Annotated in this window: 12 protein-coding genes; 11 read left to right on the top strand and 1 reads right to left on the bottom strand. The window is 65.8% G+C overall.

Annotated features, from left to right (window positions below):
- The first annotated feature begins 41 nt into the window (after nucleotides 1-41).
- Entirely contained in the window at nucleotides 42-2,570 is a 2,529-nt protein-coding gene (locus tag J0O65_RS09460) for a sensor domain-containing protein (protein ID WP_215406198.1), read from the top strand.
- On the opposite strand, the gene J0O65_RS09465 is transcribed toward J0O65_RS09460, so the two are convergent.
- Complete coding sequence (locus tag J0O65_RS09465) at nucleotides 2,567-3,529, bottom strand: endonuclease/exonuclease/phosphatase family protein (protein WP_215406200.1); 963 nt, start codon at nucleotides 3,527-3,529, stop codon at nucleotides 2,567-2,569. The genes J0O65_RS09460 and J0O65_RS09465 overlap by 4 nt on opposite strands.
- 37 nt (nucleotides 3,530-3,566) lie before the next feature.
- On the opposite strand from J0O65_RS09465, the gene ybaK reads away from it, so the two are divergent.
- The 10 genes from ybaK to J0O65_RS09515 all read left to right on the top strand — a co-directional run bounded on the left by ybaK (nucleotide 3,567) and on the right by J0O65_RS09515 (nucleotide 13,733).
- Nucleotides 3,567-4,058 (top strand): Cys-tRNA(Pro) deacylase, encoded by a 492-nt coding sequence (gene ybaK, locus J0O65_RS09470; RefSeq protein ID WP_215406202.1) that lies wholly within the window; start codon nucleotides 3,567-3,569, stop codon nucleotides 4,056-4,058.
- A gap of 94 nt (nucleotides 4,059-4,152) precedes the next feature.
- Nucleotides 4,153-4,797: a glycerol-3-phosphate 1-O-acyltransferase PlsY gene (plsY, locus tag J0O65_RS09475; protein WP_251373622.1), complete on the top strand. Its 645-nt coding sequence runs from the start codon at nucleotides 4,153-4,155 to the stop codon at nucleotides 4,795-4,797.
- 90 nt (nucleotides 4,798-4,887) lie between these two features.
- Entirely contained in the window at nucleotides 4,888-5,559 is a 672-nt protein-coding gene (locus tag J0O65_RS09480; protein ID WP_215406204.1) for a DsbA family oxidoreductase, read from the top strand.
- 70 nt (nucleotides 5,560-5,629) lie between these two features.
- A complete protein-coding gene (locus J0O65_RS09485) occupies nucleotides 5,630-5,920 on the top strand; it encodes a DUF427 domain-containing protein (protein ID WP_215406206.1) in 291 nt (96 codons plus the stop codon).
- Nucleotides 5,921-5,955: 35 nt separating this feature from the next.
- On the top strand, nucleotides 5,956-6,921 hold the full coding sequence (locus J0O65_RS09490; protein WP_215406208.1) for a DUF2157 domain-containing protein: 966 nt from the start codon (nucleotides 5,956-5,958) through the stop codon (nucleotides 6,919-6,921).
- Nucleotides 6,922-6,926: 5 nt separating this feature from the next.
- Nucleotides 6,927-8,579: a GDYXXLXY domain-containing protein gene (locus tag J0O65_RS09495; protein ID WP_215406210.1), complete on the top strand. Its 1,653-nt coding sequence runs from the start codon at nucleotides 6,927-6,929 to the stop codon at nucleotides 8,577-8,579.
- A 50-nt stretch (nucleotides 8,580-8,629) separates the two neighbouring features.
- On the top strand, nucleotides 8,630-9,874 hold the full coding sequence (locus J0O65_RS09500; protein ID WP_215406211.1) for a metal-dependent hydrolase: 1,245 nt from the start codon (nucleotides 8,630-8,632) through the stop codon (nucleotides 9,872-9,874).
- 106 nt (nucleotides 9,875-9,980) lie between these two features.
- Nucleotides 9,981-11,732 (top strand): cation:proton antiporter domain-containing protein, encoded by a 1,752-nt coding sequence (locus J0O65_RS09505; protein WP_215406212.1) that lies wholly within the window; start codon nucleotides 9,981-9,983, stop codon nucleotides 11,730-11,732.
- Nucleotides 11,733-11,801: 69 nt separating this feature from the next.
- Nucleotides 11,802-12,710: an ion transporter gene (locus J0O65_RS09510; protein ID WP_215406213.1), complete on the top strand. Its 909-nt coding sequence runs from the start codon at nucleotides 11,802-11,804 to the stop codon at nucleotides 12,708-12,710.
- A 42-nt stretch (nucleotides 12,711-12,752) separates the two neighbouring features.
- Complete coding sequence (locus J0O65_RS09515) at nucleotides 12,753-13,733, top strand: 3-oxoacyl-[acyl-carrier-protein] synthase III C-terminal domain-containing protein (RefSeq protein WP_215406214.1); 981 nt, start codon at nucleotides 12,753-12,755, stop codon at nucleotides 13,731-13,733.
- The last annotated feature ends 8 nt before the right edge of the window (nucleotides 13,734-13,741 follow it).

Consider the following 13,741-nt stretch of genomic DNA (forward strand, 5'->3'; position numbering starts at 1 on the left):
TCGCCCGCCGGTTGCCGCGCGGCCACGTCACGGGGGGCCTGATGTCTGATCGGATTGCCGGAGCCGCCCCGTCGCCGGGCCGTTTGCTGGCCGCGGCCGAACCGCAGGCGGGGCCGGCCGCCAAGGCGCTCGATTTGCTGTCCATCATCGTCGCCGCCGTCGAGCAGGCACCTGGCCTGGCCGTGCGCGGCATCGACCGCGACGGCATCGTGCGCTACTGGAGTTTGGGCGCGGCGCGCCTGTACGGCGTGACGGCCGAGCTGGCGCTGGGCCAGCCATGGGCCAGGGTGGCCGCCGCGCTGCCAGGCGCCGCCACCGTGGCCGAAGAGGTGGCCGGCGAATTGGCGGCCGTGTGGGACAGCGGCAAGGCGCGCGGCATGCGTCTGTGGAAGCTGGACGCCGATGGGGCCGCGCCGCGCTGCATCTGTTCCACCGTGTTTCCCGTCATCCAATCCGGCCGCGTGCGGCAAGTGGTGTGCATCGACGTCGACATCACGGCCAGCGGCCTGGATGGCGCCGCGCAGGGCGCCTTGTTGCTGATGGGGGACAATTTCCGCCAGCTGTACGAGAAATCCGCCGACGCCATCGTGCTGCTGCGCGACGAGCATATCGCCGAAGCGAATCCGGCCGCCATTGCCCTGTTTCAATGCGAAGACCGGCAACGCCTGCTGGGGCGTCGCCTCAGCGACTTTTCGCCGTTGCGCCAGCCCGATGGCGCATTGTCCTCGCTGCGCGGTACGCAACTGGCGGCGCAGGCCCACGCCGACGGCAACTGCCGCTACGAGTGGCGCTACCAGACGTGCGCGGGCGAGCTGTTCTGGGGCGAAGTGCTGCTCACTTCCGTCACGCTCGACCATACCTATCTGTTTTACGCCGTGATCCGCGACATTTCCTCGCGCAAACTGGCCGAGCGTTCCCTGTACCTGGCGGTCAAGGTCATCGAGCATGCCAGCGTCGCCATCGTCGTGCTGGACCCGCAGCAGCGCGTCGTCAGCATGAATCCCGCGTACAGCGAGATCAGCGGTTACAGCCTGGACGACATGCTGGGCAAGCCTTTCGTCCTGCACGGCGTGGAGCCGGACGCGCCGGCGTTTTTCGACCACGTGTGGGACGAGGTCGATGCCAACGGCTATTGGCAAGGCGATATCGTCGGTCAGCGCAAGGCGGGCGGGCGCTACCCGGCCTGGCTGTCGCTGACGGCCATCCGCGACCTGCAGGGACAATTGAGCAATTACCTGGCCATCCTCAGCGATATCAGCGAGCGCAAGAAGAACGAGGAGCACACGCGCCACCTGGCCGAACACGATTTCCTCACCGACTTGCCGAACCGCGTGCTGCTGCTGGACCGGCTGTCGCTGGCGCTGGCGGCCGCGCGGCGCAAGCTGAGCATGCTGGCCATCCTGTACCTGGACCTGGACCACTTCAAGCACATCAACGACAGCATGGGGCATCACGTGGGCGATTTGCTGCTCAAGGAAGTGGCGCGGCGCCTGGTGCGCTGCGTGCGCGGCGTCGACACGGTCAGCCGCCATGGCGGCGACGAGTTCGTCATTATCCTGGCCGAGGTGGGCGGCATCGACCAGGTGGCCCATGTGGCGGCCAGCCTGCTGCATGCCGTCACGCAGCCCTATCAGCTGGGCGAATACGAATTGCAGGTGTCCACCTCGATCGGCGTGGCCATCTTTCCCAGCGACGGCGACGGCATCGATACCCTCGTGCACAACGCGGACGTCGCCATGTACCACGCGAAGGAAAGCGGACGCAACAATTTCCAGTTTTTCAATGCCGAGATGAATGCGCAAATCGTCGAACGGGCCAGCCTGGAGCAAGGCTTGCGCGAAGCGCTGGGGCGCGATGAGCTCGTGCTGGAATTCCAGCCCGCGCTCGATGTCGCCAGCGGGCAGATCGTCGGCGCCGAAGCGCTGTTGCGCTGGCGCCACCCGCAGCTGGGGCTGCTGCCGCCCGAGCGCTTCATCGCCGTGGCCGAGGAGTGCGGCTTGATGGTATCGATTGGCAACTGGGTGCTGCAGCAAGCGTGCCGGCGTGCGCGCGCCTGGCACGATGCGGGCCAGGACTGGCGCGTGGCCGTGAATCTGTCGCCGGCGCAATGCCTGCACAATAACCTGTTGCTCAGCGTGCAAGAGGCGCTGGCCGTGTCGGGTCTGCCCGCCGGCAGCCTGGAACTGGAAGTGACGGAGTCCTTGCTGATGAAGGGCGGCGCGCGCCTGGCCGGCGTGCTGGCGCAATTGCGGGCGCTGGGCGCCAGGCTGGCCATCGACGATTTCGGCACCGGCTATTCGCGCCTGGCCAATCTGCGCCACTACCCGGTGGACAAGCTCAAGATCGACCCATCCTTCCTGCCGGGGGCGCCGGATGGCGGCCTCGCCGACACGGCCGTCGCCGCCACCATCATCGCTATGGCGCGCGAACTGCGATTGACGGTGATCGCCGAAGGCGTGGAAACGGCCCAGCAGCTGGCGTATCTGCGGGGCCAGGGTTGCCAGCAATACCAGGGGCGCTACGCCAGCGCGCAAGTCGCGGGCAGCGCGCTGGCGACGCTATTGAACTAATGAAGGTTTCCCAGCAACTTGATGCGCGCCAGTACCTGGCCATGGTCGGAGGCGTACGGCAGGCCCAGCAGCAAGTGGTCGTTGAGATACGTCACTTCCTGCAGCACGCCGATGGCGCGCGGCGAGGCGGGATGAAAATGGTCGGACACGAGGATGTGGTCGATCGTCATGTAGGCGCTGTCGTGGATATTCGTGTAGCCCACGTGGCGCAAGGCGTCCTGGCGCAGCTGGATGGCGTTGGCGTCGTACAGGCGCGCGTGCATCTCCATGCCCGCTTCGCACGGCGCGCCCGCCCCCATGACGATGGCCGTGGTGACGGCATTGGCGATGTCATTGAAGTCGCCCAGCACGATGCGCGGACGGCCGCTGTGGCCCAGTTCGCTTGCCAGCACGCGCAGGGCCACGGCCTCCGCCCCGCGCCGCTGCAGCGAGCGCAGGTTGGCCAGCGCATAGGCGGCCGCATCGCTGCCGTCGCCATGGCGGTAGTCGGGCCGGCGCGATTTCAAATGCACGACCACCACGTCCGTGAGTTGTCCGCCAGGCAAGATGACCTGCACGTGCAGGGGCGCGCGGGCGAAGCGGCCGGCATTGTCCTCGGCGGGCACGCTCACGCCGGCGGGGAAGTTCGCCCAGACAACCCCCGCGCCGGCCAGCGGCAGGCGCGACACGAGCGCCACCGCAGGCAGCATGCGTCCGGCGGCATCGATGGCATCGTGGCCGGCCAGGGTGGCCGTGCGGTAATGGCGCGTGCGCGACAGCACGTCGCGCAAGGCCGCCTGCGAGAAAATTTCCTGGAAAGCGATCACGTCGGCGTCGAGCAGGTCGATTTGCCGCGCCGTCCATTCCGCCTTGGCTTCGTATTGCGCCGGGCTCAACGGTTCCAGGTTGTCATACAATTTCGCCCCGGCGGGAGCCAGGTTGCAGACATTGAATGTGGCAAAGCGGATTTCTTCCTGCATAATTAGCACTCCTCACTGAACGATCAGCGTATCACGCATGGCTAAAAAAGAGCATATTTCCGAAACCCAGGCGACGCAGTTGCTGCGCAAGCATCACGTTTCCTTCGACGAGCACCCGTATCCGTACGAGGAGCACGGCGGCACCAGCGTCTCGGCGCGCGAGCTGAACGTGCCCGAGCACGCGGTGATCAAGACCCTGGTGATGCAGGACGAGGCGGCCAAGCCGTTGATCGTGCTCATGCATGGCGATTGCAAGGTGTCGACCAAGAACCTGGCGCGCGGCATCGGCTGCAAGTCCGTCGAGCCGTGCAAGCCGGAAGTGGCGCAGCGCCATTCCGGCTACATGATCGGCGGCACCTCGCCCTTCGGCACGAAGAAGGTCATGCCCGTATACGTGGAGCAATCCATCCTGGAGTTGCCGCGCATCTACATCAATGGCGGGCGGCGCGGTTTCCTCGTCTCGCTGGCGCCGCAAGTGCTGCTCGATGTACTGAACGCCAAGCCGGTGCAGTGCGCTTTGCAGGACTAAAACGCCTGACCGAAGGCCTGGCCCCTGCGGCCATGGTGTATATTCTGCTGCGCCAGCCTCGATGCTGGTGTAATAAACACAATAAAGGGAAGAAATGAATCCAGTAATGACAACCGTGGCGATGACAGTGGCCGCTTACTTGCTCGGCTCGATATCGTTTGCCGTGGTGATGAGCAAGGTCTACGGCATTGCCGATCCGCGCACCTATGGCTCGAAAAATCCGGGCGCCACCAACGTGCTGCGCAGCGGCAACAAGGGCGCCGCCATCATGACCCTGCTGGGCGATGGCGCCAAGGGCTGGCTGGCCGTGTTCCTGGCCGACCACTTTGCCGGCGCGCTGGGCGTGGGCGACATGGCCGTGGCCCTCGTCGCCATCGCCGTCTTCCTCGGCCATTTGTGGCCCGTGTTCTTCCGCTTCGTCGGCGGCAAGGGCGTGGCGACGGCGCTCGGCGTGCTGCTGGGCATTAATCCCTGGCTGGGCCTGGCGACCCTGGCGACCTGGCTGATCATCGCCTATGCCTTCCGCTATTCCTCGCTGGCGGCCCTGGTGGCGGCCCTGTTCGCGCCGTTTTACTATGGCTTGCTGTTCGGCGTCGACCCGATCTTGCTGTCTGTCATCGTGATGAGCGTGCTGCTCGCTTACCGCCACAGCCAGAACATCGCCAACTTGCTCTCTGGCAAAGAAAGCAAGATCGGCGGCAAGAAGGATGGGGCCAAGGCGCCCGTCAAGAAGAAGTAAACGCTTGATTTCCCGCGGCCCGCACGCATATGCTGTGCTTGCGGCGCCGCGCGGTGCGGCCGCCACCGACTCGCGCAAAGGCTGCCCACCATGACTGTCCCCACCTCCTCCGCCACACCCGTTCCCATCCGTATCGATTTCGTTTCCGACGTTTCCTGCCCCTGGTGCGTGGTCGGCCTGAAATCGCTGGAGCAGGCGCTGGACAAGCTGCAAGACACGGTCCAGGCCGAGATCCACTTCCAGCCCTTCGAACTGAACGCGCATATGCCGCCCGAAGGCGAGGATATCGGCGAACACATCGCCCGCAAATACGGTTCCACCCCGGAACAGATGGCGCAGTCGCGCGAAGCGATCCGCGCGCGCGGCGAGCAGCTGGGCTTTACCTTCGCCATGGACAAGCGCGGCCGCATCTACAACACGTTTGACGCGCACCGTCTGCTGCACTGGGCCGGGATCGAAGGGCGCCAGAAAGCATTGAAAATGGCGCTGTTCGACGCCTATTTCACGCAGGGCCAGGATCCGTCCTCGCACGCGGTCTTGCTGGCCGTGGCCGGCAAGGTGGGCCTCGACCCCGTGAAGGCGGCCGAGGTGCTGGCATCGAACGCCTATGCGGACGAGGTGCGTGCGCAAGAGCGCTTCTACCAGCAGAACGGCATCAACTCGGTGCCCGCCGTCATCATCAACGAGCGCCACCTGATTTCCGGCGGCCAGCCGCCCGACGTGTTCGAGCAAGCCTTGCGCCAGATCATCGCCGGCGCCTGAACGGGACGCCAATGGCGCGCGCCATGGCGGGCATTTTCGGCTACACTCGCTCCAGGAGGAGGATAGTCAAATGCCAACAGCCCGCTGGAATGGCGCCGTCATCGCGCAAGCTGCCGACGACCAGGTGCAAGTCGTTGAAAACAATGTATATTTTCCTTTAGCTACAGTGACGCAGGCCTGCCTGCGTCCCAGCAGCCACACGAGCGTCTGCCCGTGGAAGGGCACGGCCAGCTATTACGACCTCGTCGTCGATGGCGCCGTCAATGCCAACGCGGCCTGGTATTACCCCCAGCCCAAGGATGCCGCCAAAGCAATTGCCGGCCACGTCGCCTTCTGGCGCGGCGTGAGCGTCGAGCGCTGACGCTTTCCTGCTACCAATCAACCTGAAAGCAGACGATGGATTTACGCCTCGCCGTGTACCAGCTCGCCTCGGCCCATGCGCTCGACGCCCAACAAACCCGGCAATTGCAGGAAGTGGCCGGCTTCCAGCGCGAACCGGCGCGCCTGGCCTACTGGCTGCCGCGCGGCGTGGCCGTGCTGGGCGCCGCACTGCTGGGCATGGGCTTGATCTGCTGGGTGGCCGCCAACTGGGAAGAGCTGGGGCGCATCGGCCGCTTTGCCCTGCTGCAAGGAGTGTTTGCCGCCGCCTGCGTGGGCGCCTTCGCCGTGCCCAAGGCGCGCGCGCCTTTGCTGCTGCTGGCCCTGCTGGCCATCGGCGGCCTGTTCGCGTATTTCGGCCAAACGTACCAGACGGGCGCCGATCCGTGGCAGCTGTTCGCCCTGTGGGCCGCGCTGGCCTTGCCGCTATGCCTGGTGGCGCGCAGCGACGTGCTGTGGACGCCGTGGATGCTGATCGTGTCGACGGCCGCCGCCTTGTGGATGCAGGCGCATGCGCACCACAGCTGGCGCGTCGATTCGGCCGATCTGGCCATTTTCGTCAGCGGCTGGCTGGCCGTGCTGCTTGCCTGCGCGTTCGTTTCGCCCCTGCTGGCGCGCTGGACGGGCGCGGGCAGCTGGGCCTTGCGCCTGGGCCTGGTGCTGGCCACCATCCTCATCACGGGCACGGCCGTCAGCGCCCTGTTCGGCAGCGAGATCGAGTCGCCATACTGGGCGGGACTGGCTTTGCTGGCCGTCGCCGGCGTCCTGCTGGCCGCGCCTGCCTTGTTTGACGTGTTCGGCCTGAGCGCCGTGGCGCTGGGCGTCAACACCCTGCTGGTGTGGGGGCTGGGGCACGTGCTGTTCCATGACGGTGGCAATGGCGATGGCGTCGGCAGACTGGTGATGCTGGGCTTGTTTGCGGCCGTGCTGCTGGCGCTCACCGTGCAAGGCATTTTGTGGCGCGCGCGCCGGGAGGCGGCATGAGCAAGATGAGCAGTCAGCGAGCCGATGCGCTCGCCACCCTGATCGACGACGCCACGCGCGCCGGCCTGTTGCCGCCCGGCGCCGCCCGTCCCGTGCAGGATGTACGGCCGTGGCCGCTGGTGCTGATGACGGCCTTCGGCGCCTGGCTGGCCGCCATCCCCCTGGTCGTGGCGCTGGGCGTGGGCCTGGAAAGCGTCGTGCGCCACGGCCCCGGCGCGTATGTCGTGGCCGCCATCGTGCTGGTGGCGGCCGTGCTGCTGATCCGCACGCGCGGCGTGGCGCTGTTTGTCGAGCAACTGTCCGTGCCCTGTCTGCTGGTGGGCGGCGCTTTGCTCGGTTATGCGCTGTACCGCGACTGTTCCACGCAGACGGCGTCGCTGCTGCTGTGCGTGGCGTGCCTGGTGGTGGCCGCCGCCTTGCCGCGCGACTGGCTGCGCGTGCTGCTGGGCTTGGTCGCCTGCGGCTTGCTGGGGTTGGGCATCGTCGATAGCACGCGCGACTGGATTTTCGAGAACGACCCCACGCAGCTGTATCTGGCCTGGATGCTGGCCCTGGCGCTGTGGCTGGGCGTGCATTGGCTGCAGAAACAGGCCTTCAACGACGGCCGCGGCGCGCCCGTCGCCGCCTTCCTGGAATCGCTGTCGACGGGGTGGGTCCTGGCAATCTTGCTGGGGCTGGTCTTCTGGTCTGGCATGACCTTCATGCTGGGCGGTGTCGTGGGTGGTGGCTTTACGGGCGAAGTGGCGCGCGAAGTGACCAGGCACCAGGGCGCTGCCTGGTATGCGCAAGCCTTGAACGGGGTGTCGCTCGTGCTGGCCATGGCGGCCGCCGTCTGGACGGGCTGGCGCTGGCCGGCGTTGCGCCAGCTGCCCGCCATCGGCGTGGCGCTGGTGCTGGTCGTGCTGGCGTGGTGCATGCCGGCGCTGGGGCCCGTGCTGCTGATCCTCGCGTATTGTTTGACCAGCGGGCGTTCGCGCGTGGCCGTGGCGGCCGCGCTGGCGGCGGCGTGGATCATGGGCAGCTTTTATTACCAGCTGGCCTGGCCGCTGGCCAGCAAGGCGGCGCTGCTGGCCGCGGCCGGCGCCGTGCTGTGCGCCCTGGCGTGGCTGGCCACGCGCGGCGCCGTGCTGCACCTGGTGGAAAATAAACCATCGGGCGTGGCCGCCCAGGGACGCCATGTCCGCCTGGGCGTGCTGACGGGCTTGCTGCTGGTGCTGCTGGTGGCCAATGTCGGCATCTGGCAAAAAGAGCAGCTGATTGCCAAGGGCGACGCCATCTTCGTGGCGCTGGAGCCCGTCGATCCCCGCTCGCTGATGCAGGGCGACTACATGCGCCTCAATTTCGTCAACCTGGGCGTCCTGTCCACCCTGGCCAGCGTGGAGAGGGCGCCTGGCCGGCCCCTGGTGGTGGCCAGGCGCGATGCGCGCGGGGTGGCGGAATTGCTGCGCCCGTACACCAAAGAGGCGCTGGCGCCCGGCGAATTCCTGCTCGAGCTGACGCCGAAAGATGGAAACTGGGTGCTGGTCAGCGATGCCTGGTTCTTCAAGGAAGGCGAGGCGGCGCGCTGGGAAAAGGCCCGCTATGGCGAGTTCCGCGTGCTGCCCGATGGTCGCGCCTTGCTGGTGGGCATGCGCGGTCCGGCGCTGGAGAAGCTGTAGCAACCGTAGCGCACAAGCACGCCGGGGCGGCCATCCTGTAAAATTGCCCGATGGATAATATTACACATTCGGTCATCGGCCTCGGGGTCGGCGAACTGCTACACCGCAGCCTGCCGCCGGAGCCGCAAGTCCCCGCCCAGCGCACCCGGCGCGCGCTGTTTCTGTTTACGGCCTGGTTTGCCAGCAACGCGCCCGACCTCGACCTGGTGCTGACGAAGCTGCTGCCGCGTCCGTTCGGCTACATGTTGCACCACCGTGGCCACACGCATACCTTGCTGCTGGCCTTGCCGCAGGCGCTGTTGCTGCTGGCGCTGTTGTGGCTGCTGTGGCCCGGCGCGCGCCGGTTGCTGAAGGAGAGCGTGCCCGCGCGCGTCGGCCTGGCGGCTTGTCTGCTGCTGGGATTCTGCTTGCACATGGGCATGGATTTCCTCAATTCCTACGGCTTGCACCCGTTCTATCCCTTCAACAGCCGCTGGCTGTATGGCGACATGGTCTTCATCGTCGAGCCCATGTTCTGGGTGTTGCTGGGCGTGCCCGTGATCATGTGCTTGCGTTATGGCATCGTCAAAAGCGTGCTGCTGGCCGCGCTGGCGGCGGCCCTGTGTTTCTTCACCTATCAAACTTATCTGGCGCCCGCCTCGCTGGTCGTGCTGCTGGGGCTGGGCGTGGTGCTGGCCGTGCTGCAGGGACGTGCCGGCGAGCGGGGGCGCGGACCGCTGCTGCTGGCCTTCGCGCTGGCCGCCACCTTCATCGGCACGCAGGGCGTGGCGTCGGCCCTCGGCCGCACGCGCATCGAGGCGGCCGTGCAGCGCCTGGACCCCGGCACGCGCGTGTGGGACGTGGCGATGACGGCGTTTCCCAGCAACCCCTTGTGCTGGATCTATGTATCGCTCGACAGCAAGACCGACGTGTACACCTTGCGGCGCGGCACCTTGAGCTTGCTGCCCGCCTCGCTGGCGCCCGCCGCCTGCCCGGCCGGGCTGGCCGAAACGGGCAGGCAGGGCCAGCAACTGGCGCCCGGCATCGCCGTGTCGGCACAGGCGGCCGGCAGCCTGGCCGCCTTGCGCGCGCTGCAGGAGGATAATTGCTATGTCGACGCCTGGTTCCGCTTCGCCCGCATGCCCCGCTTGAATGCGGACAAACTGACGGACGTGCGTTTCAACCCCGGCATGCTGCCCAATTTCACCACGGTCGAATTGCAGCAGTTCCGCAGCCGGCCGTGTCCCGCCTACGTGCCGGGCTGGGACCGCCCCCGCGCGGACATGCTGGCGCCGCCGCAAGCGCAGCGCCCGTAGCGGATTTATTTCCTTATGGAAAAATATCGTGTGTGCGCCCGCTTCACCATGGGGGCGCATGTGAAAATTGCCAATTCGGCATAGATGTCATTCAGTTAGGATTATCTTGGAAGAGCAACACGCCTTACCTTATTTGCGGGAAACCCTGCTGTTTCTCGCCCTGGCCGGGATTTTCATTCCGCTATTGCAACGCCTGAAGGTCAACCAGGTGCTCGGTTTCCTGGCCGTCGGCGCCCTGTTCGGCCCGTTCGGCTTCGGCCTGTGGGCCGGCGACTTCACGTGGCTGACGTATTTCTCGTTCGTCCGCGCCGAGCAAGTCAGCGGCCTGGCCGAGCTGGGCGTGATGTTTTTGATGTTCATGATCGGCCTGGAACTGTCGACGGAACGGCTGTGGGCGCTGCGGCGCTGGGTATTCGGCGCCGGCGTGGGGCAGGTGGCCGTCAGCGCCTGCCTGATCGGCGCCGTCGCGTATTATTTTGGCCTGTCGCTGGAAGCGTCCATCGTGCTGGGCCTGGTGCTGTCGCTGTCGTCGACGGCCGTGGTGATGCAGTTGCTGACCGACCAGCGCTCCTTGCAGACGCCAAGCGGCCAGGCGGGCTTTTCCATCCTGATGTTTCAGGATTTGATGGTGGTGCCGCTGTTCATCCTGATCGACGTGTTCGCCAGCGGACGCAGCGACGACCTGGCCTATCTGCTCAGCTTTGCCGCCGTGAAATCGGCCGGCGCCATCCTGCTGATCTATCTGCTGGGACGCCGCGTGATTCGCCCGCTGTTCCAGTTTTTCGTCAAGAAGCGCCAGCCCGACGTGTTCATGGCCCTGACCCTGCTCAGCACCCTGGGCATCGCGGGCCTGACCTACCTGGCGGGACTGTCGATGGCGCTGGGCGCCTTGCTGGCCGGCCTGTTGTTGGCGGAAACGGAATTTCGCCACGAAGTGGAAGTGACGATCGAACCGTTCAAGGGCTTGTTGATGGGCTTGTTCTTCATGTCGGTGGGCATGCAGATCGACGTGCGCGAAATCCTCAAGTCGCCGGTCTTGATTCCCCTGGCCGTGCTGAGCCTGTTTGCCGTGAAAACCCTGGTCATCGGCGTGATTTTCCGCCTCGGCGGCTTTCACTGGGGGCGCGCCGTGGAAACGGGCGTGCTGCTGGGGCAGGGCGGCGAGTTCGCCTTCATCGTCGTCGCGTATGCGCTCGGTACCAAGCTGATCGGTCCGCAGGTGGCGCAATTCGTCATGCTGGTGGTGGGCCTGAGCCTGTTCGCCACGCCGGCGCTGGCCAAGGCGGCGCGCGCTTTCGGCAACTGGTGGGAACGGCGCCACCACCATCAGCTGGCCGACCTGGCGCACGGCGCGCTGCCGCCGCAGGGCAGCACCGTCATCATCGCCGGTTTCGGCCGGGTGGGGCAGTTGCTGGCCAAGGTGCTGACGGAGCAGGACATCGCCTATGTGGCGATTGAAAATGATGCGCGCCTGGTGACGACCCTGCATCCGCGCGGTTTCCCCGTGTATTTCGGCGATGCGTCGCGCGCGGAATTGTTGCAAAAAGTCAATGCGGACCGGGCCGCCGCCGTGGTGCTGACCATGGATCATGCGGCCTCCGTGCTGCATGCCGTCAAATCGATCCGCCGCGAATATCCGCAACTGCCCGTGTATGCGCGGGCGCGCGACGAGGCGCATGCGGTGGCCCTGATACAGGCGGGCGCCACCCTGGTCGTGCCCGAGGCGCTGGAATCGGCGCTGCAACTGACGGCCACCGTGTTGCACACGGTGGGCCTGTCGGAAGCGCGCACGACGGACATCGTGCAAGCCGAGCGCGACCGGCGCAATGCCGTGCTGCTGGCGAAAAAGCTGCCGTAGTGCAATCGTGCGTGTCGCCGTGCTTTGTCAATTATCTATACAATAATAGTATATGAGCACACTCACCACATGAAAGCCGCGACGAAGAGCGGAGCGGCGCCCCTGACGCCGCAGCAGCTGGCGGCGCAGGAAACGCAGCAGAAATATGGCAAGCCGGAGCGGGGCTGGCGCGAACAGGTGTACACCGTCATCTTCGAGGCGGAAACGCGCACGGGCCGCGCCTTCGACCTGGTGCTGATCGGCGCCATCCTGATCAGCGTGACGGTGGTCGTGCTCAGCAGTGTCGCTTCCGTGGCCGAGCGCTATGGCGCCTGGCTGACGGCGCTGGAATGGTTTTTCACCATTTTATTTACCATCGAATATGTCGCCCGCCTGTCGTGCCTGCGCCATCCGGTGCGTTACGCCAAGAGTTTTTTCGGCATCATCGACTTGCTGGCCATCGTGCCGACCTACATCGGCTTGCTGTTGCCGGGCGCCCACGTGCTGATCGACGTGCGCATTTTGCGCCTGCTGCGCATGTTCCGTATCCTCAAGCTCACGTCCTACGTGCATGAATACACGGTGCTGGGACGGGCCTTGCTGGCCAGCCGGCGCAAGATCCTCATTTTCTTGTCTTTCGTCATGATGGTGGTCTTTCTGTTGGGTACTGTGATGTATGTCGTGGAAGGGCCGGATAACGGTTACAGCAGTATCCCCACGTCGATCTACTGGGCCATCAGCACCATGACCACCGTCGGCTTCGGCGATATCACGCCGCGCACCGACATCGGGCGCACCATCGCTTCGCTGATGATGCTGCTCGGCTGGGGCATCCTGGCAGTGCCTACCGGCATTATCAGTGCGGAGATGACGGTACAGCGCAGTTCCAAGCTGGTCACCACGCGTACCTGTCCCACGTGCCTGAAAGAAGGGCTCGATGACGATGCACGTTTTTGCAAGAGTTGCGGCGTGGAACTGCCGCCGCTGGCACTCGATTAAGCGCATTCAGCGCATTCACTTTACTTTTTTATTAAGGCCAACATGATTCCAGTTCGCCTGATCGCGACGGGCAAGGCCGTGCCGTCGCATAGCGTGACGTCCGCCAGCCTCGACCTGACATTGGGCCATCCGGCCGGCTACACCCAGCGCAAGAGCGGCGTGCTGTCGCGCTTTGTCGCCGCGCCCGATGAATCGCAAAGCCAGCTGGGCGCCGCCGCCCTGCTCGACGCGCTGAAGAACGCCAGCCTGCGTCCGGCCGACATCGACCTGCTGATCTGCGCCAACGGCGTGCCCGAGCAGGCCTTGCCGAACACGGCCTGCTTCGTGGCCGAACACGCAGGCTTGCCGCCAGGCACGCAAAGCTTCGACGTCAACGCCAGCTGCCTCAGTTTCATGGCCGCCTTCCGCGTGGCGGCGTCCATGCTGGCCGGCGGCGCCTACCGGCGCATCGCCATCGTTTCGTCCGACCTCGCTTCGCGCGGTGTCGACTGGAGCGAGCCGGAAGCGTCGATGATCTTTGGCGACGGCGCCGCCGCCGTCATCGTCGAGCAGGGCGATGGCAGCGCCGGCATCCGCGCCTACAAGATGGGCACGTATCCGGAAGGGCGGCGCTACTGCGAAATCCGCGGCGGAGGCACCGAGCGCAACCCGCGCAACGGCTGCGAACCGGGCGACTATCTGTTCCGCATGGATGGCAAGGCCGTGTTCCGCCTGGCCGTCAAGGTGATGCCGGATTTCCTGACGGAATTGATGGCCGAGTCCGGTGCCGGACTGGAAAAAGTCGACGTGGTCGTGCCGCACCAGGCCAGTCCCCTGGGACTCGCGCATGCGGCGCGCATCCTCGACGTTCCCGATGCTAAAATCATCAAGATCTTCGAGACGCATGGCAACCAGGTGGCCGCGTCCCTGCCTACCGCCCTGCACGAGGCGGTAATGACGGGGCGGGCCAAGGCGGGCCAGCGTTTGCTGATGATGGGCACGGCCGCAGGCCTGACCATCGGCGGCATGATTCTTGACCTGTGAAGGTGATG

It is taken from the genome of Janthinobacterium sp. JC611 (assembly GCF_018682595.1).
GTDB lineage: Bacteria > Pseudomonadota > Gammaproteobacteria > Burkholderiales > Burkholderiaceae_D > Janthinobacterium.

Excerpts from the sequence above, each read along its gene's own strand:
- J0O65_RS09510 (WP_215406213.1), top strand. The coding sequence starts at position 11,802 with ATGAAAGCCGCGACGAAGAGCGGAGCGGCGCCCCTGACGCCGCAGCAG.
- J0O65_RS09460 (WP_215406198.1), top strand. The coding sequence starts at position 42 with ATGTCTGATCGGATTGCCGGAGCCGCCCCGTCGCCGGGCCGTTTGCTG.
- ybaK (WP_215406202.1), top strand. The coding sequence starts at position 3,567 with ATGGCTAAAAAAGAGCATATTTCCGAAACCCAGGCGACGCAGTTGCTG.
- J0O65_RS09465 (WP_215406200.1), bottom strand. The coding sequence starts at position 3,529 with ATGCAGGAAGAAATCCGCTTTGCCACATTCAATGTCTGCAACCTGGCT.
- J0O65_RS09490 (WP_215406208.1), top strand. The coding sequence starts at position 5,956 with ATGGATTTACGCCTCGCCGTGTACCAGCTCGCCTCGGCCCATGCGCTC.
- J0O65_RS09515 (WP_215406214.1), top strand. The coding sequence starts at position 12,753 with ATGATTCCAGTTCGCCTGATCGCGACGGGCAAGGCCGTGCCGTCGCAT.
- J0O65_RS09480 (WP_215406204.1), top strand. The coding sequence starts at position 4,888 with ATGACTGTCCCCACCTCCTCCGCCACACCCGTTCCCATCCGTATCGAT.
- J0O65_RS09500 (WP_215406211.1), top strand. The coding sequence starts at position 8,630 with ATGGATAATATTACACATTCGGTCATCGGCCTCGGGGTCGGCGAACTG.
- J0O65_RS09485 (WP_215406206.1), top strand. The coding sequence starts at position 5,630 with ATGCCAACAGCCCGCTGGAATGGCGCCGTCATCGCGCAAGCTGCCGAC.
- J0O65_RS09495 (WP_215406210.1), top strand. The coding sequence starts at position 6,927 with ATGAGCAGTCAGCGAGCCGATGCGCTCGCCACCCTGATCGACGACGCC.
- plsY (WP_251373622.1), top strand. The coding sequence starts at position 4,153 with ATGAATCCAGTAATGACAACCGTGGCGATGACAGTGGCCGCTTACTTG.